Below are 24,097 nucleotides of genomic sequence, written 5' to 3'. Positions count from 1 at the left end.
GTAGTCAGTGTCCGTAGGAGAGCATGATGCAGCTCGCGCTTCGCCCGTACGTCACCCCCGGTGTCGCGATCGCGGGTGCCGCGTTGATCGCGGTTAACGGGGCGGTTCCCGCCGCGGTGCTGCGGCCCCAAGTTGAGCCTCGACAGTCCTATGAGATGGCCCAGCACCATCCTGTGAAACTCACGGCGGACTTCTTCGGGCCGTGGCAGGACCTGTTCAACAACACCGCCACCAACCTGGTGGCGATGGGATCTGACAACGGGTGGATCAACCTGCTTGAGCAGATCTTCAGTGACCCGAGCTCGCTGTCGCGGCTCCCGGAGGTCTTCGACTTCCTGACCAGCATCATGCCGTCGATCAGCGGCTCCGACCCGCTCATGGTTCTGCTCTCGCCGATCCTGACCATCGGCATGGGGATCATCGGCCCGCTGGTCACGGTCAACGACGCGATGCAGGACATCCTCAACCAGATCTTCAACCCCAACGACCCGCTGGACCCGTTCGCGGCGATCTTCACCGCGGTCCCGCGTCTGCTCGACGCGTGGCTGAACGGCACCAGCACCATCGACGTGGCCGGCATCAGCATCCCCGTCTTCAACGGCCTGCTGGTCCCCGGTCAGAACCTGATCATCGACCAGACGGCCGAAGAGCTGGCCAACAACCTCAACATCGGCGACCAGACCATCGCCAGCCTGCTCGACCAGACCGGCATCGGCACGCTGCAGGTGGCGGGCATGTTGACCGGCCTGCTGGACAGCCTCGGCATGGGCGACGACACCCCCGTCGACGTCATCAACGCCCTCGGCCTGGGCAGCCTTGAGGTCTCCAGCGTGCTGAGCACCGTCTTCGACGCGGTGGGCATCGGCAACCCGACCATCGCTGAGCTCATGGACCAGCTGGGCATCGGCAATGTTCAGGTCGCCGACCTTGCGATCGACTTCACCCATGCCCTGGGCTTCGACAACCCGACGGTCGTCGACATCGCCGGCGACGTCGGCTTGGCCGACCTCAAGCTGGCCGACCTGGGTATGGACGTGCTCAACGCGCTGGGCATCGGCGACCCGACGGTCAACGAGCTCCTCGGTGACATCGGCGCCGGCGACCTGACGCTCAACGGACTGCTGCAAACGGCGGTGGAAGCACTGGGCCTCGGCGGTCAAACCCCGGCGGACCTGCTTGACGCCACCGGGCTCGGCGCCCAGACCACCCACGAGTTCATCACCTCGCTGCTCGGCGGCCTGGGTCTGGGCAACCAGACGATGATGGACCTGCTCAGTCAGGCCGGCCTTGCCGACGCTGACGTGGGGCAGTTGGCCGTCAGCATCCTCGGTCCCTTCGGCGACACCACGGTGGCCGACGTTATGGGTTACGCGGGCTTCGGCGCTGTCACAGCCCGGGACGTCACCGACCTGTTGGGTATCACGAACCTGTCGCTGGGCACGATCTTCGGCAACCTGTCCTACATCACCGGCAATCTCACGATCAACGACATGCTCGTGGCTACCGGCATGACTCCGCTGGACAAGGGTGGTGACGCCCTGCTGTCCGACTCCCTGGCGGGTACCACCATCGCCAGCATGCTGGGCGCCCAGCTGGACGAGCCGCTTTCTGTGATGCTCGGCCCGATGGCCGAGATGAGCCTCGCCGACATGATCCAGCAAAACTTCTCGATGACGCTGGGGCAGATGCTCGCCGACTCGGGCATGGCCGATCAGACCCTGACCGAACTGGTGCTGGCTGGTATGCCCGACGCGCCGCTCTCGTCGCTGCTCGGCGTCATGGGCAACACCACCCTGGCGGACCTGATCGACCAGCTGGTGCCCGCCGACCAGACCATCATCGACATGCTCAGCGCGTCGGGTCTGGGCGACCAGACCATGAGTGAACTGCTCAACCAGACCTTCGGTGACCAAACCGTCGCCAACGCACTGGACGACGGTGGACTGGGCAGCATGCACCTCGACGACATCATCCGTCAGGCGCTGGGACCGCAGACCCTCAACGACATGCTCAACGACTTCGGCCTCGGCGGCCAGTCGCTCAGCGACCTGTTCGACCAGTTCTTCGGCATCACCACCATCGCCGACCAGATGCTCGCCCTGGGCCTGGGCGATCAGACCCTCAACGAGTTGATCGACTCGCTGTTCGGGACCTCAACGGTCAGTGCGCTGCTCGGCGACTTCGGCACCCAGACCGTCGACGAGCTCCTGACCTCCATGGGTCTTGGAGATATGACCGTGATCAACGCCCAGATCAGCGAGTTCTGGGGCTCGATGTCCTACTGGCTTGACGGCCTAGGGGACCAGATCACGGCGGTGCTCGGTGGCTAAACGACCTGAACGGCAAAGCAACTTCGGAACTTCCGTCCGGGAGGGCGTCATGCAGCAAACACTTCGTCCGTACGTCACCACCGGCCTGGCTGTTGCCGGGGTGGGCCTGGTCGCGGTTCCGCCCGTGGCCGCCAACCTGCCGCAGCTGCAGCACCAGCTCGCGACGATCGAGCAGCGCGGCGTTGCGCTCACGTCGGGCTTCTTCTCGCCCTATACCGATCTGTTCGAGCACACCATCGCGAACCTACAGGCGCTGAACCAGAACTCAGTGGACATGTGGGGGCTGCTGCAGCACATCATCACGCACCCGCAAGAGGCGATCAACGGCATCCCGGATGTCATCAACATCTTCACCAACTCGATGCCCACCGTCGGCGTCCAGATCTTCCCGTTCCCAGCGGAGATCGACCTGCAGCTGCCGACCTGGGCCGCTTCGCTGCTGGCAGGCATTGGCCCATGGGTGACCATGGGCAACGCGTTCCAGCAGGTCATGGAGGAAATCTTCAGCAACCTCTTCACCGACCCGATGAAGGCGTTCTCGGCGCTGGTCGGTGCGCCGGCGACGCTGTTGGACGCCTTTCTCAACGGCAGCAGCGGAGTCGACTTCGGGGGCGCCTACTTCCCGTTGTTCAACGGCATCTTGACCCCGGGACAGCCGATCGATGCCAACTTCAACATCGGTGATGTGGTCGATCTGTCCGGCATGGGTGACACCACCATCACCCAGTTGTTGTCGCAGGCCGGTATCGGCGATGTTCCGCTGGAAACGCTGATCATCGACCTGCTCGACGGGCTCGGCTTTGGCCACATGACGCCGGTGGACCTGCTCAACGACATGGGCATCGGTACCCAATCGCTCTCCGACTTGCTGATCGGCGTCTTCAACGAGGCCGGCATCGGCAACCCCACCATCGCTGAGCTGTTGGAGAGCCTCGGTGGAATCCAGCCCGGCGACTCGGTCGCCAGCCTGCTGATCGCACTGCTCAACCAGACCGACATCGGCAACCCCAGCCTGTCCGAGCTCATCCTGAGCTTCGTCGGCGGTGACGACGCCACCGTCGGTGGCCTGATCAAGGATCTGCTCGGCGCCACGGGCAACGAGTCCCTGGCCAGCCTGATCGACCCGTCCTGGACCATCGGCGGATTGCTGACCGATTCGCTCGGCGACCCCCCACTGACCGACCTCTTCGAGCAGATGGGCCTCGGCAACATCACCATCGGCGCGCTCGCCGGAATGTTGGGCGAGTACGGCGACCAGACGCTGATCGACCTGCTCAACGATGGGTTCCTCGGACCGGACATCACCGGCAGCACGCCGCTGATGGAAATGATGCTCTCGATGTTCCCGCCCGGCGCCACCTTGGGCGACCTGATGGGGCCGTTCGGCAGCCAGACCGTCGCGGATCTGATCGACATGATGCCGATCGGCGAGAACACCATGGGTTACCCGCCCGACACTCCGGTCAGCGACGTTGTGCTCGTCGACTTGATGTACACGCTTCCTAGCCCAGACCCGAATTACGCGAACCTGGCTGTGACACCGTTGGGCGTTCTCGCCCCCGATCAGGCCTCCCTGCTTGAGAAGGCCGGCAACCCGACGCTGGCGGCGGTGATGGGCACCAACACCGTCGGCCAAGTTGTCGAGGGCCTGAACATGTCCAACATCACCGTGTTCCAGGGCCTTGATGCCATGGGCCTCGGTAACTACACGCTCGAGCAGTTGTTCGACGGACTGGGCAATCTGACCGGCAACGTCACTCTTGAGCAGTTCCTCACCGCCTGGGGCTTCGACCCGACCCTGACGGAGCTCTTCACGAATGCTGTCGCCGGACTGGGGCTGACCGACACCACGCTGCTCTCACTGTTCGAGGACTGGGGCATGGGCAGCGTCAGTCTGTCCGGCCTGATCGACAGTCTCGGCTTGAACGACATCTACATCCAGGCGATCTTCAATAACCTCGGCCTGAACAACATCGACATCGACATGTTCATCGACCGCCTCGGGTTGAGCAGCATCTCGATCGCCGGCATTCTCAACGGCCTGGGCCTGAACGACCAGTCGCTCGACGAGTTCATCAACAGCCTGTTGGGCGGGGTCTCGATCGAGAGCATCCTGGGTGGTCTGGGTCTGGACGAGGTCCACTTGGACACGTTCATCACCGACCTGATGACCAGTGTGCTCGGCGACCCCACGCTGGGGACCTTCCTCGGCTGGATCGGCCTGGACACCTTCGATCTGGACACCATCGTCTCCAACCTGGGTCTCGATGGCATCACGATCAACTCGCTGCTCACCGACCTCGGCCTGGGCAGCCTCGACATCAACGGCCTGATCGACGGGCTGGGGCTGTCCGACCTGGGCCTGTTCGGCATCAACGGCAACTTCTTCGGCGTGGCGTCGGAGTGGCTCAACGACATTCCGAACCAGATCGCCGCGGCATTGGGCTTCTACGGCTGAACCTGCTGAGCGGGTAAGCCGCCAAATCCAACTTCATGACAGACAAAGCGAGCACAACTGTGGGCCACACAGATAGGAAAACCCAAATGGCAGTAGGACGTAACGCTTCGGGCAACGGTCACTCACGTCGGCGTGGCCGCCGTCTGTTGGGTGCCGGTAGTGCGGTTGGGGCGTTTTTGGCGTTTGGGTTGTCGCCGTTGTCTTCGGCGCCTGTTGCGCATGCGGATGAGCTGGATTGGGTTGTTGATCTGGTTGGTTCGGATTTGGCTGGGGCTCTTGGTGATTTGAGTCAGGCGTCGTCGTGGGAGACGTTGTTTGATCAGGCTTCGTGGGAGCCGTTGCTGTCGAATGTGGGTTTGTCGTTTGATGCGTCGTTGGCGGGTGTGCCGGGTTCGGCTGCTGCTGATGATTGGTTTGGGTCGTTGTTCTATGACCCGTGGCATGACTTGGGTCAGGCGTGGATCAATAGTTCGTTTGGGTCTGCGGTTAATGACTTCATCAATATTTTTGGGTTCGGTCAGATTCTGATCGGCAATGGTGCTGACGGTATTGATGGTGGGACGCTGGCGCAGGCTGCTGGTGGTGCTGGTGGTTTGTGGTTCGGTGATGGTGGTGCTGGTGGTACGGCTGCTGATGGCACTGGTGGTGTTGGTGGTTCGGCGGGCATGTTCGGCGATGGTGGCGCCGGTGGTGCGGGTGTTGATGGTGGTGACGGTGGCGCCGGTGGTAACGGTGGCTGGTGGATGGGTATCGGCGGTGATGGTGGTGCTGCGGGTGCTGGTATCGCTGGTGGTGCCGGTGGTGTTGGTGGTGCCGGTGGTGATGGTCTTGGGTTGGCGTTCGGTTCGGGCGGCAATGGTGGTCTTGGTGGCGATGGTGCGGTGGGTGCTGCTGGGGCGGCGGTTGGTGCTGGGCTGAATGGTCTTGCCGGTGCTAATGGTGGTGCTGGTGGTAATGGTGGTGCCGGTGGTAAGGGTTCGTGGCTGATCGGTTCCGGCGGTAAGGGTGGTGCCGGTGGTGCCGGTGCCGATGGTGGTAACGGTGGCGATGGCGGCGACGGCATCGACGCCACCGTCGCCGGCGGTGCCGGTGGCGCTGCGGGTAATGGCGGTAACGGTGGTGCCGGTGGTGCCGCGGGTCTCGGTGGTGCCGGTGGCTCTGGTGGTCTGCTCGGTTCCGCCGGTGCTGCTGGTGCCGGTAGCACCGGCGGTAACGGTGGTAACGCCGGTCTCGGAGGCAACGGCGGCGATGGCGCCGACGGCGACTCGAAGTATGTCGATGGCGGTGCCGGTGGTCGCGGTGGTGACGCCGGTGTGGCCGGTGCCGGTGGTGCCGGTTCGACCCCGGGTACCGCGGGTAATGCGGGTGCGGCGGCGACCGGTGGTGGTAACGGTGGTCGTGGTGGTGACGGTGCCGACGCCACCATCGCAGGCACAGCCGGTGGTGCTGGCGGCCGTGGTGGTGACGGTGGTTCGCTGGGCAACGGTGGCGCCGGTGGCGTCGGTGGTGACGGTGCGGTCGGTCTGGCCGGGCACACCGATGTCAACGGCAATGGCACCACGGGTCTGGCCGGTGGCGCCGGTGGTGTCGGTGGCGCTGGTGGTGCCGGTGGTTCGCAGGCCGGCAATGGTGGTGCCGGTGGTGCGGGTGGCCGAGGTGGCACCGGTGGTATCGGTGGTGCCGGTGCCGACGGTCTCGCGGGCGTGGACGCGGCCGCCGGTAGCGGTGACAACGGTGGCGACGGTGGTGACGCGACCAGCACGGCCGGCAACGGCGGCGTGGGTGGTGTCGGTGGCGCTGGTGGTGCTGGCGGTACTTCGGCGCACGGCACCGCGGGTGCGCACGGTGTCGGTGGTATCGGTGGCGACGGTGGCGCCGGTGGTCAGGCCGGCAATGGTGGTGCCGGTGGTGCCGGTGCCGGTGGCGGTAACGCCGCAGCGGCGGGCTCCGGCGGTAACGGTGGTAGTGCGGCCGGCTCCACTGCGGGCCAGGGCGGTACCGGTGGTAAGGGCGGCTCCAGCGGCGGGTCCGCGTACGCCGCGACCGGTGCGACGGGTGTTGACGGTGTCGAGGGCAATGGTGGGGCCGGTGGTGTCGGTGGCGCAGGCGAGCTCCTGGGCGACGGCACCGCGCAGGCCGGTGGCCAGGGCGGTAACGGTGGCGACGCCGGTACCGATGGCGACGGTGGCGCGGGCGGCGCCGGTGGCCGGGGTGCGACCGGTGAGCACGGTGTCACCGACGGCAACGGCAACGGCACCGCGGGTGCAACGGGTGGTGCCGGCGGTGCGGGCGGCATCGGTGGTGCCGGCGGCACCAACTCCGGCACGGGCGGCGTAGGCGGCGCGGGCGGAACCGGCGGCACCGGTGGTAACGGTGGCGCGGCCGACGACGCGACGGCAGCCGGCAACACCGGCGGCACCGGTGGTAACGCCGGCGCCGGCGGCATCGGTGGCGATGGTGGTGCGGGTGGTGTCTCCGCGATCGGCGCCGGTGGTGCCGGCGGAGCCGCGGGTAACGGTGGCGCGGCCGGCCAGGCCGCGGATGGTGGCGCGGGCCTCGGCGGTGGTGGCTTCGACGCAGCCGGCGCCGGTGGCCAAGGTGGCGATGGCGCGGTCGGCGGCGCGGCCGGTGCGGCGGGTGCCGGGACCGACGGCGGCGCCGCCGGTAGCGCGGGCAGTGTCGGTGCGGGAAGCAACGGTGGCGCCGGTGGCGCCGGTGGCAAGGGCGTCGGTCTGGCCAGCGATGGCGTAACCGGACAGGCCGGTGGCGTCGGTGGTCAGGGCGGCAACGCCGCCATCGATGGCAACGGCGGCGCGGGCGGCGCCGGCGGCGCGGGTGCCAATGGCACGCAAGGCACGACGGACAACAGCGGCAGCGGTACCGCGGGTGGCAACGCCGGCGCCGGCGGCCAGGGTGGCGCCGGCGGTGCGGCCGGATCCAACTCCGGTACCGGTGGCGCCGGTGGCGCCGGTGGTCAGGGTGGTGTCGGCGGTAACGGCGGTGCCGCCGATGACGCGACGGTGGCCGGTGCTGCCGGAGGTGACGGCGGTAGTGCCGGCGCCGGTGGTGCGGGCGGCAAGGGTGGTGCTGGTGGCTCCTCGGCCAACGGCACCGGTGGCGCGGGCGGTGACGCCGGTAACGGTGGCGCGGCCGGATTGGCGGCTTCCGGTGGCAAGGGACTTGGCGGCGGCGGCGCCGACAACGCCGGTGCCGGCGGTTCCGGTGGTAACGGCGCAGACGGTGGCGCGGCCGGCAGCGGTGGCGCTGGTGGCAGCGGTGTCACTGGCGGTGCCTCTGGCGATGCGGGCCTGGACGGCCTGAGCAGTGATGGCGCGGCCGGTGGTAACGGCGGCGCCGGCAGTGGACTGGCCAGCGACGGCCAGACCGGTCAGGCCGGTGGAGCTGGTGGAGCCGGCGGTGACGCGGCCACGAACGGCAACGGTGGTGCCGGTGGCGCCGGCGGTGCGGGAGCCGATGGGGCGAACGGCACGACCGACGGCAACGGTGACGGCACCACGGGTGGCGTTGGCGGTGCCGGTGGCGCTGGCGGTGCCGGCGGTGCGGCGGGCAGCAACTCGGGCACCGGTGGTGCTGGTGGCGCCGGTGGTTCCGGTGCTTCCGGCGGTGACGGCGGCGCGGCCAACGACGCGACGGTGGCCGGCGCGGCCGGTGGCAACGGCGGTAGTGCCGGTGCCGGTGGTGCGGGCGGCGCCGGTGGTGCGGGTGGCACCTCGGCCAATGGCACCGGTGGTATCGGCGGCGACGCCGGCAATGGTGGTGCGGCAGGCACCGCCGCGGCCGGCGGCAAGGGACTTGGTGGCGGCGGCGCCGACAACGCCGGTGCTGGCGGTGCCGGTGGTAATGGCGCCGACGGCGGTGCGGCGGGCAACTTCGGTGCCGGCGGAACCGGTGCGCAGGCGGGTGCCGATGGCGCCGCGGGCGACGCCGGTGAGAGCAGCGACGGTGCGGCCGGTGGTAACGGTGGCGACGCCAGCGGCTTGGCCAGCGACGGGCTGACCGGCCAGGCCGGCGGTCAGGGTGGCGCCGGCGGTAACGCGGCCACGAACGGCAACGGTGGTGCCGGCGGCGCCGGCGGTAAGGGCTTCGCTGGCGCTGACGGGTTCACCGACGGCGGAGGCAACGGCACGACCGGTGGCGTCGGTGGCGCCGGTGGTGCCGGTGGCGTCGGCGGCGCGGCGGGTAGCAACTCGGGCAACGGCGGTGCTGGTGGTGCCGGTGGCACCGGTGCATCCGGGGGTAAGGGCGGCGCGGCAGCCGACGCGACGGTGGCCGGTGCGGCCGGTGGCAACGGCGGTAGCGCCGGCGCCGGTGGTGCGGGTGGCGCCGGTGGTGCGGGTGGCACCTCGGCCAACGGCACCGGTGGTACCGGCGGCGACGCCGGCGACGGTGGTGCGGCAGGCACCGCTGCGGCCGGCGGCAAGGGACTTGGTGGCGGCGGCGCCGACAACGCCGGTAACGGTGGCGCCGGTGGTAACGGCGCCGACGGCGGTGCGGCCGGCAGCGTAGGTGCCGGCGGAACCGGTGCGCAGGTGGGCGCCGACGGTGGCGCCGGCGAGGCCGGTCTGAGCAGCGATGGTGCGGCCGGTGGTAACGGTGGCGACGGCAGTGGTCTGGCCAGCGATGGGCTGACCGGTCAGGGCGGTGGCCACGGCGGCGCCGGTGGTAATGCCGCAGCGCTCGGAAACGGTGGCACCGGTGGTACCGGTGGCGTCGGCGCGACGGTCGCTGGCATCACCGACCCCAACGGCAACGGCACCGCAGGCTTCCTCGGCGGCGTCGGCGGTAACGGTGGCACCGGTGGTTCCGGCGGCACCACGTCCGGCAATGGTGGCACCGGCGGTAACGCCGGCAACGGCGGCAACGGTGGCGCCGGTGGCGCTGGTGCGGACGCGACGGTTGCCGACACCGCGGGTGGCTACGGCGGTAACGCCGGAGCCGGCGGCCAGGGCGGCACCGGTGGTACCGGTGGTGTGGCGAACAATGGCACCGGTGGTGCCGGCGGTAACGCCGGTAACGGCGGTAACGCCGGTATCGCCGGCAAGGGTGGAACCGGCCTCGGTGGTGGCGGCGCCGCCAACGCGGGCGCCGGTGGTGCCGGCGGCGCCGGTGCCGATGGCGGCAGCGCAGGAGCCCAAGGCGTCGGCGGTACCGGCACTGCGACCGGAGCCCAGGGTGGCGCCGGCAACAGCGGGCAGGGCAGCGACGGCGGCGCCGGTGGCCAGGGTGGGGCTGGTACCGGCCTGATCGGCGGAACCAACACCGGTCAGGGCGGTGGTGCCGGTGGTGCCGGTGGTGAAGGCTCGTCGGTGCGCAATGGTGGTGCCGGCGGTAACGGCGGCGCGGGTGCGACGGTCGACGGCATTACCGACCTCAACGGCAACGGCACCGATGGCGCCGACGGCGGTGCCGGTGGCGTCGGTGGCGCCGGTGGTGCCGGCGGCTCCGTCTCCGGCAATGGTGGTGCCGGCGGTAGCGGCGGCGCAGCAGGCCACGGCGGCAACGGCGGCAACGGTTCGGACGGAACTGCCGGTATCAACGCCGGTGCGGGCACCGGCGGTAACGGAACCAACGGTGGCGACGCCGGCGACGGCGGCAAGGGCGGCAACGGCGGCCAAGGCGGCAACGGCGGTGCGGGCGGCAGCGCGACCAACGGTGCCACTGGTGCGGCCGGTGCCGGCGGCGTCGGCGGTAACGCCGGTGACGCGGGCAACGCCGGTAATGGCGGCCAGGGCGGCCACGGCGCCGGCGGAGGCGCCGGGGTCAAGGCCGGCAACGGTGGTGCCGGTGGTCAGGGCGGTGTTCGTGGCGAGGCCGGCGCGACCGCAGGTGAAGGCGGTTGGAACGGTGACAACACCGAACAGGCTGCCGACGGCGCAGCGGGCGCCGCGGCCACCGGAGGTAACGGTGGCGCGGGCGGCAACGGTGGCGCCGGCGTGGTGCACGCCGATGCATCGCCGCAGGCCGGTGGTGATGGTGGCCGCGGTGGCGCGGCAGGACCGGTCGGCGTCGGCGGTGCCGGCGGTAACGGTGGCATCGGTTCGGCCGGCACCGCAGGTGTCGACGGGGTCGTCGATGGCGCCGGCAACGGCGGCAGCGGAACCAACGGCGGTCTCGGCGGTGCCGGTGGTGCGGGCGGCGACGGCGGCGAAGGCGGGAGCATCTCCGGTGACGCCGGTGCCGGTGGCGCCGGTGGCGCGGGTGGTGCGGGCGGTCGCGGTGGTTCCGGCGCCAACGGTGCCAATGCCGCCTCGGTGGCATTCGGTAGCGGGCTTTCCGGCGGCAACGGCGGCTACGGTGGCGACGGCGGCTCGGGCGGCCTTGGCGGCAACGGTGGCGCCGGTGGTGTCGGCGGCACGGCAACGCTCGGCAACAACGGTGCGGCCGGTGCCGGTGGCGTCGGCGGCCAGGGTGGCGCCGCGGGCAACGCCGGCAACGGCGGTACCGGTGCCAACGGTGCCGGAGGCGGCTCGAATGCGATTGCCGGACACGGCGGCAACGGCGGTGACGGCGGTGACCGTGGCGCGATCGGCCTCGGTGGTAAGGGCGGCCTGAGCGGCGACGGCAACCAGGCCGTCAACGGCGGCAACGGCGGTGCGGCCACCGGCGGTAACGGCGGCGCCGGTGGGCGCGGCGGTAACGGTGCGACCCTGGCCAACGGCAACCCGCAGAGCGGTGGCGCAGGCGGACTCGGCGGTGACGCCGGAACCTACGGCAACGGTGGCGCCGGTGGTGCCGGTGGCGCCGGCAGCGTCGGTGGCAACGGTGCGAGCGGCACGTCCAGTTCGGTCAATGGCATCAGCGGCCAGTCCGGTGGCGCAGGCGGCGACGGTGGCGCGGGCGGCAAGGGCGGCTCGATCGCGGGCAACGGCGGTGCCGGTGGCGGCGCCGGCGCTGCGGGCAACGGTGGCAACGGTGGCAACGGCTTCCAGGGCAAGGCGGGTCTTGACGCGGTCGCCGGCACCGGTGGGGCCGGCAGCAACGGCGGCAACGGCGGCAACGGCGGCAGTGGCGGTAACGGCGGTAACGGCGGTAACGGCGGTGCCGGTGGTACCGCGACCAACGGCACGGCCGGCCTCAATGGTCTGGGCACGGTGGGCGGTAACGCCGGTAACGCCGGGACGGGCGCGGATGGGGGTCGCGGTGGCAACGGGGCCGGCGGCGGTGTCAACAGCCTTGCCGGTTCCGGTGGTAACGGCGGTGCCGGCGGCAACGTTGGCACGGCCGGAATCGGTGGCATTGGCGGCTTCAACGGTGATGGTGTGACCCAGCGTGCCGACGGCACCGACGGCTTGGCCGGAGCACACGGCGGTAACGGCGGTAACGGCGGTAACGGCGGTAACGCGGTAGGCACCACTCAGGCCGGCGGTAAGGCCGGTAACGGCGGCGACGGCGGCAACATCGGTAACGGCGGTAACGGCGGTAACGGCGGTTCCGGTACCACCGGCGCGGCCGGGATCACCGGTGGCGACGGCAACGGAACCGACGGCACGTCTGGCACAGCCGGTGCTGTCGGCGGTAACGGCGGTAACGGCGGCTCCATCTCCGGTAACGGCGGTAACGGCGGTAACGGCGGTAACGGCGGCAGTGGCGGTAACGGCGGTAACGGCACCGCGGGCACGGGCGGCTCGGCGGGCGGCAGCGGCGGTGACGGCGGCAATGCCGCTGCGGGTGCGGCCGGCGGCAAGGGCGGCAGCGCCGTCAGCGGCACCGCGGGCAACGGTGGAAATGGCGGAAACGCCGGCAACGCGGGTAACGGCGGTACCGGTGCCAACGGCTCGGGCGGCGGCAACAACACCCAGGCTGGCGCAGGCGGCAACGGTGGCGACGGTGGCGACCGCGCGGCGGCTGGCCTCGGCGGTGCCGGTGGTACCGGTACGGGTGGTTCGGGCAAGGCCGGCACTGACGGCGCGCTCGGAATCGGCGGCAACGGTGGCAACGCCGGCCACGGCGGTACCGGCCAGGTGCTCGCTGACGGCTCCTCCCAGGCCGGCGGTAACGGCGGCTTCGGTGGCGCGGCCGGCACGATCGGTAACGGCGGCGCCGGTGGTAACGGCGGGACCGGCTCGGTCGGTTCCAACGGCATCATCGACGGCAGCGGCAACGGCACCAATGGTGCGGTCGGCGGTTCGGGCGGCAACGGTGGCGTGGGTGGCGCCGGCGGCAGCATCTCCGGCAACGGTGGCGCTGGTGGACGCGGCGGCACGGGTGGTACCGGCGGCATCGGTGGCGTCGCCCAGGGCACCGACGGGCAGAACGCGGTGGCCGGTAGCGGCGCAGACGGCGGCAACGGCGGCAACGCGGGTATCAGTGGTAACGGCGGTGCCGGTGGTCACGGTGGTGCGGGTGCTCTCGGCGGCACCGCCACCAACGGAACCCAGGGCAGCACAGGTGCCGGCGGCGTCGGTGGTAACGGCGGCGCGGGCGGTGCCGCTGGGCGTGGTGGCAACGGTGGTAACGGTGCCGGCGGCGGTGCCGACCACACTGCCGGTGACGGCGGTGACGGCGGCGCCGGTGGCTACGCCGGATACGGCGGCGCCGCAGGGAACGGCGGCATCGGCGGCGACAACACCATCGCGGCCGACGGCAAGGCCGGCGCGGACGGTAACCCCAGCACCGGCAACGGTGGTAATGGTGGCCAGGGCGGCGCCGGTGTGATGCTCGGTGACGGCGTCGCCCAGGCCGGTGGTAGCGGCGGTGACGGTGGTGCCGGTGGCGCAGTCGGTAACGGCGGTAACGGTGGGGCCGGCGGTGCTGGTGCGACCGGTAGCAATGGCATCACCGAGGCGTCCGGTAACGGCACCAACGGTGTCGCAGGCGGCAACGGTGGCCACGGCGGTAGCGGTGGCGCGGGCGGCAGCCAGGGCGGCAACGGTGGTGTTGGCGGTGTCGGTGGCGCCGCCGGTTCGGGTGGTAATGGCGGCAACGCCGCCAACGGCACCGCCGGCGTGAACGCGGCTGTGGGCAGCGGCGGCAACGGCACCAACGGTGGCGACGCCACCGGCACGGCGGGCAACGGTGCGGCCGGCGGTATCGGTGGCAACGGTGGCTTCGGCGGCAGTTCCGCACACGGCAGTGCGGGCGCTGACGGCGTCGGCGGTAAGGGCGGCAACGGTGGCAACGCCGGTAACGCTGGCGACGGTGGTCGCGGCGGCGATGGCGCTGGCGGCGGCGCCAACGCCGTGGCCGGATCTGGCGGCAATGGAGGCAACAGCTCCAGCACGGCAGGAACCTCTGGCACAGCCGGAGTCGGCGGCTGGAACGCCGATCATTCCGTACAGGCGGCCGGCGGGACGGCCGGGGCTGCGGGCAGTACCGGAGACGGTGGCGCTGGCGGTAACGGCGGCGCCGGCCAAGGTTCCCACCAGAGTGGTGGTGACGGCGGCTCTGGCGGCAGCTCCACCGCGCAGTACGGCGATGGTGGCAAGGGCGGCAACGGCGGGGCCGGCACCATCGGCAGTGCGGGTGTGGCCGGCGCGGACGGCGGCAAGGGCGGCAGCGGCGGCAACGCCGGGCTCAATGGCACGGGCGGTGCAGGCGGAAACGGCGGTAGCGGCGGCGTCGGCTACACCGGTACCAACGGCACCACCGGCACCACCGGCACCGCGGGCAGCGGCTCGGGCGGCAAGGGCGGCAATGGCGGTACCGGCGGTGACGGAGGCGACGGTACGGCCGGCGGCAACGGCGGAGCGGCCGGCAACGGTGGGTCAGGTGGCACTCAGTCCGGTAACGGAGGAGCCGGAGGCATCGGCGGCTCGGGCGGCAACGGTGGCGGCGGCGGCAATGGTGGCACCGGCGGCACCGGCGGCGCCGGATCGAAGGGTGGCCTGTTCGGAAAGGGCGGCGCCGGCGGTACGGGCGGCAATGGTGGCACCGGCGGTGACGGCGGTAACGGCGGCAACGCAGGTGCCGGGGGCCAGGGCGGGGCAGCTCCGGGTGCCGGGATTGCCGGCGCCGATGGTGCTGACGGTGCGATTGGCACGGGTGGTAGCGGCGGCACTGCCGGCGCAGGTGGTACCGGTGGCGCCGGCGGTGCTGCGGGTACCGGCGGTAGCGCCGGAAGTAAGGGCGGGAACGGTACCAACGGCACGGCTGGCACCGCTGGCCTCGACGGCCAGCCGGCCCCCTGACCGCCTAACCGCATTCAACCCACGACTTCACAGATTAAGCAGATAAGGGAGTTTCCAGATGGCTGACAAGCGTCACACCGCGGGACGTCGTGGATCGCATGGCGACGGCATACGTGGCCGGCGTCGGATAGCAGCTGCCGGTAGTGCGGTTGGGGCGTTTTTGGCGTTTGGGTTGTCGCCGTTGTCTTCGGCGCCTGTTGCGCATGCGGATGAGCTGGATTGGGTTGTTGATCTGGTTGGTTCGGATTTGGCTGGGGCTCTTGGTGATTTGAGTCAGGCGTCGTCGTGGGAGACGTTGTTTGATCAGGCTTCGTGGGAGCCGTTGCTGTCGAATGTGGGTTTGTCGTTTGATGCGTCGTTGGCGGGTGTGCCGGGTTCGGCTGCTGCTGATGATTGGTTTGGGTCGTTGTTCTATGACCCGTGGCATGACTTGGGTCAGGCGTGGATCAATAGTTCGTTTGGGTCTGCGGTTAATGACTTCATCAATATTTTTGGGTTCGGTCAGATTCTGATCGGCAATGGTGCTGACGGTATTGATGGTGGGACGCTGGCGCAGGCTGCTGGTGGTGCTGGTGGTTTGTGGTTCGGTGATGGTGGTGCTGGTGGTACGGCTGCTGATGGCACTGGTGGTGTTGGTGGTTCGGCGGGCATGTTCGGCGATGGTGGCGCCGGTGGTGCGGGTGTTGATGGTGGTGACGGTGGCGCCGGTGGTAACGGTGGCTGGTGGATGGGTATCGGCGGTGATGGTGGTGCTGCGGGTGCTGGTATCGCTGGTGGTGCCGGTGGTGTTGGTGGTGCCGGTGGTGATGGTCTTGGGTTGGCGTTCGGTTCGGGCGGTAATGGTGGCCTTGGTGGCGATGGTGCGGTGGGTGCTGCTGGGGCGGCGGTTGGTGCTGGGCTGAATGGTCTTGCCGGTGCTAATGGTGGTGCTGGTGGTAATGGTGGTGCCGGTGGTAAGGGTTCGTGGCTGATCGGTTCCGGCGGTAAGGGTGGTGCCGGTGGTGCCGGTGCCGATGGTGGTAACGGTGGCGATGGCGGCGACGGCATCGACGCCACCGCTCCGGGCGCCGATGGTGGCGCGGCCGGTAACGGTGGTAACGGTGGTGCCGGTGGTGCCGCCGGTCTCGGTGGTGCTGCGGGCTCTGGCGGTCTGCTGGGCTCGTCGGGCGTCGCGGGTGTTGGCGGCGCTGCTGGCGATGGCGGTAACGCCGGTGCCGGCGGTAACGGCGGTGCCGGCGCAGACGGCGATGGTGCGCACATCGACGGCGGTGCCGGTGGTCGCGGTGGTGACGCTGGTGTGGCCGGTGCCGGTGGTGCGGCGGCGCCTGGTGGCGCTGCGGGTAATGCGGGTGCGGCGGCGACCGGTGGTGGTAACGGTGGTCGTGGTGGTGACGGCGCCGACGCCACCATCGCCGGTGGCGCCGGTGGTGCTGGTGGCCGTGGTGGTGACGGCGGTTCGCTGGGCAACGGTGGTGCCGGTGGTGCCGGTGGTGACGGTGCGGTTGGCGTGGCCGGGCACACCGATGCCAACGGCAATGGCACCACGGGTCTGGCCGGTGGCGCCGGTGGTGTCGGTGGCGCTGGTGGTGCCGGTGGTTCGCAGGCCGGCAATGGTGGTGCCGGTGGCGCGGGTGGCCGCGGTGCCACCGGTGGTGTCGGCGGTGCCGGCGCTGACGGCACTGCGGGTCTGAATGCGGCCGCCGGTAGCGGTGACAACGGTGGCGACGGTGGTGACGCGACCAGCACGGCCGGTAACGGCGGCGTGGGTGGTGTCGGTGGCGACGGTGGTGCTGGCGGTACTTCGGCGCACGGCACCGCGGGTGCGCACGGTGTCGGTGGTATCGGTGGCGACGGTGGCGCCGCGGGGGCGACCGGTGTCGGTGGTAACGGTGGTGATGGTGCCGGTGGTGGTACCGGGGCAGCGGCCGGGAACGGCGGTAAGGGTGGCGCCGGTGGTGCCATCGGTAGCGGTGGCGCGGGTGGCGCCGGTGGTTCGAGCGGCAGCGGCAACCACGCGGCCTCGGGCGCGGCTGGCGCCGATGGCACCGGCGGCAACGGCGGTAACGGTGGTGCCGGTGGTGCCGGTGAGCTCCTGGGCGATGGCACCGTGCAGGCCGGTGGCCAGGGCGGCAACGGTGGTAACGCCGGGGCGGTCGGTGACGGCGGTAACGGTGGCGTCGGCGGTAAGGGTGCGACCGGCACGGCCGGGCACACGGACATCAGTGGTAACGGCACGGACGGCGTTGTCGGTGGGGCCGGTGGTGCGGGCGGCATCGGTGGTGCCGGCGGCACCACCGTGGGTAACGGTGGCGCCGGTGGTGCGGGCGGCGTCGGCGGCACCGGTGGTGCCGGTGGCCACGGGCTCGATGGTCAGGCCGGTGTCGACGCGACGGCTGGCAGCGGCGGCGACGGCACGGTCGGTATCGGCGGCGGTGACAGCGGCAACGGTGGTGCCGGTGGTGTCGGCGGTCAGGGCGGTGCCGGCGGCACCGCGACCGCGGGCAACGCCGGCGCCGACGGCGACGGCGGCCAGGGTGGTACCGGCGGTGCGGCCGGTAACGCCGGCAATGGCGGTCGCGGCGGTGACGGTGCGGGCGGCGGCAACAACGCCACGGCCGGATCCGGTGCCCAGGGCGGTACCGGTGGTAACCGAGGCTCGGCTGGCGCCGGTGGTGCCGGTGGCTGGAACGCGGACAACAGTGCTCAGGCGGACCAGGGCGCTGATGGTGCCGAGGGCGGCGGCGGCCACGGTGGCGCCGGCGGCCGCGGTGGAGACGGTGAACTGCTCGGCGGAACTGTGCCGCAGGCCGGCGGCAACGGCGGTGCCGGTGGTACGGCCGGTATCGGCGGCGACGGCGGTGTCGGCGGCGACGGCGGCAACGGCGCGTCGGGAATCAACGGAACGACGGTGGTCATCGATGGCACCGCGGGTGGTACCGGTGCCGTAGGCGGCAACGGCGGTGCCGGCGGTGCCGCTGGTGTGGGCTCGGGCAACGGTGGCGCCGGTGGTAATGGTGGCGCCGGTGGTAACGGTGGCAACGGTGGCGCAGCCGACGACGGTTACCTGCTGGACCTCGCGGGCGGCAACGGTGGAGCCGCCGGTGCGGGTGGCGCGGGCGGCACCGGTGGTGCCGGCGGTACCTCGGCTGAAGGCACCGGCGGCCAAGGTGGCGCCGGTGGTGCCGGCGGCAACGCGGGCACGGCGGCCGTCGGCGGTCAGGGCAGCGGCGGCGGTGGCGGCGCCAACGCCGGTGCCGGTGGCAACGGCGGTGACGGCGCCCTCGGCGGCGCAGGCGGCCAGGCCGGCGTGGGTGGCGTCGGGGTCGACGCGGGCGCGGACGGGGCCACCGGCACCGATGGCATCGCGGCCGACGGTGCCGATGGCGGTCGCGGAGGCGACGGATACGGCCTGATCAGCGGGACGAACACCGGCCAGGGCGGCGGCAACGGCGGCCAGGGTGGCAACGCCGCCGCGGTCGGTAACGGCGGAATGGGTGGCACCGGCGGCGCCGGTGCGACGGTAGACGGTGTCACCGGCAACGACGGACACGGCACCGACGGAGCGGTCGGTGGTATCGGTGGCGACGGTGGCCTGGGTGGTGCCGGCGGCAGCATTTCGGGTAACGGCGGCGCGGGCGGCTACGGCGGTGTCGGCGGCCAGGGTGGCGCCGGTGGCGCGGGCGCGGACGCCACGGTGGCCGACACGGCCGGTGGTAACGGCGGCAACGCCGGGGCCGGCGGCGCGGGCGGCAACGGTGGCCAGGGTGGCGCGGCCACCAATGGCACTGGTGGCACCGGTGGCAACGCCGGCATGGGTGGCAATGGTGGCGTCGCGGGCAACGGCGGTAAGGGCCTCGGCGGCGGCGGTGCAGCGAACGCGGGCAACGGCGGTAACGGAGGAAACGGTGCCGACGGCGGTGTAGCGGGCCAGGTCGGCCTCGGCGGTGCCGGCACGACTAACGGTGCGGATGGCTCCACTCGCCCCGACGGCATTGCCAGCGATGGCGGCGTCGGTGGCCAGGGCGGCGCCGGCGTGGGTCTGAGCGGCGCGGTCGGCCAGGGCGGCGGTCATGGTGGTGCTGGTGGCAACGCGGCTTCGATCGGCAACGGTGGTGCCGGTGGTGCCGGTGGTGTCGGAGCGACCGTGGACGGGATTACGGGCGGCGACGGCAACGGGACCGCGGGGGCGGTCGGTGGCGTCGGCGGTAACGGTGGCACCGGCGGTCTCGGTGGCTCCACGTCGGGCAACGGCGGTGCTGGCGGCAACGCCGGTAAGGGCGGCAACGGTGGTGCCGGCGGCGCGGGCGCGGACGCGACCGTGGCCGACGCCGCGGGCGGTAACGGTGGCAACGCCGGTGCTGGCGGCCAGGGTGGTGTCGGCGGCCAGGGCGGTGACGCTGTCGCCGGCACCGGTGGTGTCGGCGGCAACGCCGGCGACGGTGGCAACGCCGGTACGGCCGGGTCCGGTGGTAAGGGCCTCGGTGGCGGCGGCGCTGCCAACGCGGGCGCGGGCGGCGCGGGTGGCGATGGCGCCGATGGCGCCGCTGCGGGCACGGCCGGTGCGGGCGGTACCGGCACGAATGGCGACGGTGCGGACGGCAGCGGTGGCGTGGCCGGTATCGGCAGCGACGGTGGTGCCGGCGGCAATGGTGGCATCGGCGCGGGTGTGATCAGCGGCAGTGACACGGGCCAGGGCGGCGGCGCCGGTGGGCACGGCGGCAACGCGGCTTCGGTAGGCACCGGTGGTGCCGGCGGCAACGGTGGTGCAGGTGCGGCTGGTGAAGACGGCGTCACTCTGAACGACGGCAACGGCACCAACGGCACCCACGGCGGTGCCGGTGGTACGGGCGGTGTCGGTGGTGCCGGCGGAACGAATGCCGGCAACGGCGGTGCCGGCGGCCAGGGTGGTGTCGGTGGTGCCGGCGGTAACGCCGGCCATGGCGCCAACGGCGTCAGTGGTGCCGTGGTGACTCCCGGTAGCGGCGGCTCCGGCGCGGACGGGACCAACGGCGGCAACGGCGGGGTCGGTGGTAACGGCGGGGTCGGTGGTAACGGCGGTGCCGGCGGTACTTCGAGTCACGGCACTGCCGGTGTGGACGGATCTGGTGGCGTCGGTGGTAACGCCGGTAACGCCGGTAACGCCGGCAACGGTGGTCGCGGTGCCGACGGCGCCGGTGGCGGCACGGGCGCGGTGGCGGGCTCGGGTGGTCACGGCGGCGACGGAGGTGTCCGTGGCACCGCCGGTACGGCCGGCGCGGGCGGCTGGAACGCCGACAACAGCGCCCAGGCTGCCAGCGGCAACGCGGGTACCGCGGCCATCGGCGGCAACGGCGGGGCCGGCGGCAAGGGCGGTACCGGCGTGCTGCTCGCCGATGGCACCGCTCAGCTTGGTGGCGCGGGCGGTGACGGTGGCAATGCCGGACCCGTGGGTAACGGTGGTGCCGGCGGCAACGGTGGCGCCGGCGCCGCGGGCGCGACCGGCTCGACGGCTCTGGCCAACGGCGGAACGGGTGGCAACGGCGCGGCTGGTGGTAGCGCGGGCAACGGCGGTAAGGGCGGCTCGATCTCCGGAAACGGCGGTCAGGGTGGTGTCGGCGGTGCCGGCGGTAACGGTGGCGCCGGTGGCGCGGGCGTGCAAGGCCTCGCTGGCACCGACGCCGCTGCGGGCAGTGGCGGAAATGGCGGCGACGGCACCGATGGCGGCAACGGCGGCAACGGTGGATCCGGCGGCGCCGGCGGCAGCGGCGGAAAGGGCGGTAGCGCGAGCAACGGCACGGCCGGCCTCAACGGCAGCGGTGGTATCGGCGGTAACGGCGGTGCCTCCGGTCAGGCCGGTGACGGTGGCCGCGGCGGCAACGGTGCCGGCGGTGGCATTGAAGAAACCGCAGGACACGGCGGTAACGGCGGCGCCGGTGGCGATCGGGGTACGGCTGGTTCCGCCGGTAAGGGCGGCCTGAACGGTGACGGTGTCACCTACCGGTCCGACGGTGCGGCCGGCGTGGTTGCCGGCGGCGGCAACGGTGGTGTCGGTGGTGCCGGCGGCAACGGCGCAATGCTCGCCGACGGTGTCACCGGCCAGGCCGGCGGCTACGGCGGCAACGGTGGCGCGGCCGGTGCGATCGGAACCGGTGGCGCGGGCGGTGCTGGTGGACACGGTGGTAGCGGCCTGGCTGGCGGCACCGACATCGACGGCAACGGCACTCTCGGTGGCGATGGTGGTACCGGTGGCCACGGCGGTAACGGTGGTGCAGGTGGCACCACCTCGGGTGCTGCAGGTGCTGGTGGCGCCGGCGGTACCGGTGGCAGCGGCGGCAACGGTGGCGACGGTGTCATCGGCTTGGCCGGCGACACTGGCGGCAACGGCGGCCAGGGCGGTAACGCGGGCTCCGGTGGTGCCGGCGGTCTCGGCGGCGAGACCGCCAATGGTGCCGGCGGCGTCGGTGGAGCGGGCGGTAACGCCGGCAACGCCGGAAACGGTGGTGCGGGCGGCCACGGTGGCAACGGCGGTATCGACGCCGCCGCCGGAAACGGTGGCAGTGGCGGTGACGGCGGAAACCGTGGCCTCGGCGGCGCCGGCGGCGCCGGCGGCATCGGCCAGGGTGGCGCTCAGGCGGGCGACGGCCAGGACGGCACCAACGGCTCTGGCGGTGACGGCGGGGCCGGCGGTAACGGTGGTGCCGGCCAGACCCTGGGCGACGGCTCGGCGCAGGACGGTGGTTCCGGCGGTAAGGGCGGCAACGCCGGCGTGATCGGCACCGGCGGCGCCGGTGGTAACGGCGGCGTCGGCTCGGCCGGTGTCGACGGCGGCACCGACATCAACGGTGACGGCACAGCGGGTACGGCCGGCGGTCACGGCGGTAGCGGCGGCCAGGGTGGCGCCGGTGGTGCCGAGGCGGGCAACGGCGGTGTCGGCGGTGCCGGCGGCGCGGGCGGTAGCGGCGGCCACGGCGGTGCCGGCGACAACGGTGCCACCGGAACCAATGCGGCGGCCGGCAGCGGCGCCAACGGCGGCAACGGTGGCGACGCCACCAGCACCAACGGTGACGGTGGAACCGGCGGTAACGGCGGTAGCGGTGGAGCCGGCGGTACGGCCACCAACGGCAACACCGGCGCTGCCGGGGCCGGCGGTAAGGGCGGCGCCGGAGGTAACACCGGTGACGGCGCCAACGGCGGCAACGGCGGCACTGGTGCCGGCGGCGGCAGCGACACGATCGCTGGATCGGGTGGCAACGGCGGCCAGGGCGGCACCGCGGGTACGGCGGGCCAGGGTGGCACCGGCGGCATCGGTGGCAACGGCGTGGCTGCTTCCGACGGCCAGGATGGCCTGGTGCTCGGCGGCAACGGCGGCAACGGTGGCGATGGCGGCAACGCCGCGCTCGGCCAGACCGGCGGTAACGGCGGGGCCGGTGGCGCTGCCGGCACGATCGGACACGGCGGCATCGGCGGTGACGGCGGCGCTGGATCCAACGGTGTGGCTGGAGGCACCAGCGGCGTCAATGGCACCGACGGTACGGCCGGTACGGCCGGCGGCAACGGTGGTGTCGGTGGTGCCGGTGGCACCATCTCCGGTGACGGTGGCGCCGGTGGCCAGGGCGGTATCGGTGGTGACGGTGGCGCCGGCGGAAACGCCGCCAACGGCACCGCGGGAACCAACGCCACCGCCGGAACCGGCGGCAACGGTGGTGTCGGCGGTGACGCCACCGGCGCGGCCGGGGCTGGCGGGGCCGGCGGTGCCGGTGGCCAAGGTGGCGCCGGCGGTACGGCAACGGTTGGCAACAACGGTGCGGATGGGTCAGGCGGCCATGGCGGTAACGGCGGCAAGGGCGGTAACGCCGGTGTCGGCGGCCGCGGTGGTGACGGCGCGGGTGGTGGAACGAATGCCGCAGCCGGTAACGGCGGTAAGGGCGGTAACAGCAGCAGCACTTACGGCGCCGGCGGCGCGGCCGGTGCCGGCGGTCTCGGTGGCGACGGTGTGACCCAAGCCGACAGCGGGGCCGCAGGTAACCACGGCGCGGTCGGCGCCGGTGGCACCGGCGGTAACGGCGGCACTGGCACGACGCTGGGCAGCGGCCTGGCGCAGGCCGGTGGCAACGGCGGCACCGGCGGTAGCTACACCGGCGAGTACGGCAACGGCGGTGCCGGGGGTAACGGCGGTACGGGTGCCAACGGCACGTCGGGTACCAACGCCGCCAACGGCGCCGGCGCCGCCGGCGGTAACGGTGGTAACGGCGGTGCGGCCGGCCAACACGGCGACGGTGGCGCCGGTGGTAACGCCGGCAAGGGTGGCAATGCCGGAGCCAACACCTCCGTCGCCGCGAACGGCGGCACGGGTTCCATGCCCAAGGACCCGAACGGTAACGCGATGGCCGGTGGCCCCGGCGGCGCCGGCGCCAAGGGCGCCACCGGGTTTGCCGGTGGAGTGGGTGGCACCGGCGGTGTCGGCGGTGCGGGCGGCACGGTGACCGGTGACGGGGGCAAGGGCGGCCTCGGCGGCAGCGGCGGGATCGGCGGCACCGGCGGTACCGGTGGTAACGGCGGCACCGGCGGTGCCGGCGGCGCGGGTGGCCTCGGCTTGCCCGGGCGTACCGGCGGTACCGGCGGCGTCGGCGGTCAGGGCGGCGACGGTGGCGTCGGCGGCGCGGCTGGTCAAGGTGGCGCCGGTGGTATTGCGCTGGGCGTTGGAAATGCCGGTGAACACGGCGCCGGCGGTCTCGGCGGTCAGGGTGGTGTCGGCGGTAAGGCAGGCGTCGGCGGCAATGGTGGTGCCGGTGGTGCCGGCTACAACGGCCTCGTCGGTCAGGGCACTGGTGGTGGCGGTACCGGTGGCAGTGGCGGTGCCGGTGGTACCGGTGGCACCGGCGGCCAGGGCGGCGCCAACGCCGACGGCACCCAGGCTCAGGGCGGTGCCGGTGGCATGGGCGGTAAGGGCGGCAACGGGGTCAACGGTGCCTCCCGACCCAGCAAGTCCAACTGGGCGGGCGGGGGCGGTGATGGTGGCCAAGGTGGTGCCGGCGGAACCAATGGTGACGGTGTCGCCGGTAATGCGGGATCCAATGGTGTCGCTGGCACGGCCGCCGGTGCTGGCAAGGGCCCGGCCGGTGTGGGCGGCGCCGGCGGCGCCGGTGGCACGGGCGCGCCCTAGCCAGACGCCTAGGCAAGGC

At 72.0% G+C, this 24,097-nt stretch carries 4 protein-coding genes; all 4 read left to right on the top strand.

Translation table 11 applies throughout. The features are described 5' to 3' along the window. Positions 1-26: 26 nt before the first annotated feature. The 4 genes from MJO54_RS22320 to MJO54_RS23695 all read left to right on the top strand — a co-directional run bounded on the left by MJO54_RS22320 (position 27) and on the right by MJO54_RS23695 (position 24,078). Positions 27-2,330 (top strand): hypothetical protein, encoded by a 2,304-nt coding sequence (locus MJO54_RS22320; RefSeq protein WP_046285847.1) that lies wholly within the window; start codon positions 27-29, stop codon positions 2,328-2,330. Between the two features lie 49 nt (positions 2,331-2,379). Further along, entirely contained in the window at positions 2,380-4,788 is a 2,409-nt protein-coding gene (locus MJO54_RS22315; RefSeq protein ID WP_046285841.1) for a hypothetical protein, read from the top strand. 743 nt (positions 4,789-5,531) lie between these two features. After that, positions 5,532-14,936 (top strand): hypothetical protein, encoded by a 9,405-nt coding sequence (locus MJO54_RS22310; RefSeq protein ID WP_240176028.1) that lies wholly within the window; start codon positions 5,532-5,534, stop codon positions 14,934-14,936. Between the two features lie 727 nt (positions 14,937-15,663). Continuing rightward, positions 15,664-24,078 (top strand): PE family protein, encoded by an 8,415-nt coding sequence (locus tag MJO54_RS23695; protein ID WP_275564476.1) that lies wholly within the window; start codon positions 15,664-15,666, stop codon positions 24,076-24,078. Positions 24,079-24,097 lie beyond the last annotated feature (19 nt).

The sequence above is a fragment of the Mycolicibacter virginiensis genome (genome assembly GCF_022374935.2).
Classification (GTDB): domain Bacteria; phylum Actinomycetota; class Actinomycetes; order Mycobacteriales; family Mycobacteriaceae; genus Mycobacterium; species Mycobacterium virginiense.
The sequence above is the reverse complement of the archived record's forward strand: the minus strand, read 5'-3'. Positions and strand labels throughout refer to the sequence as shown.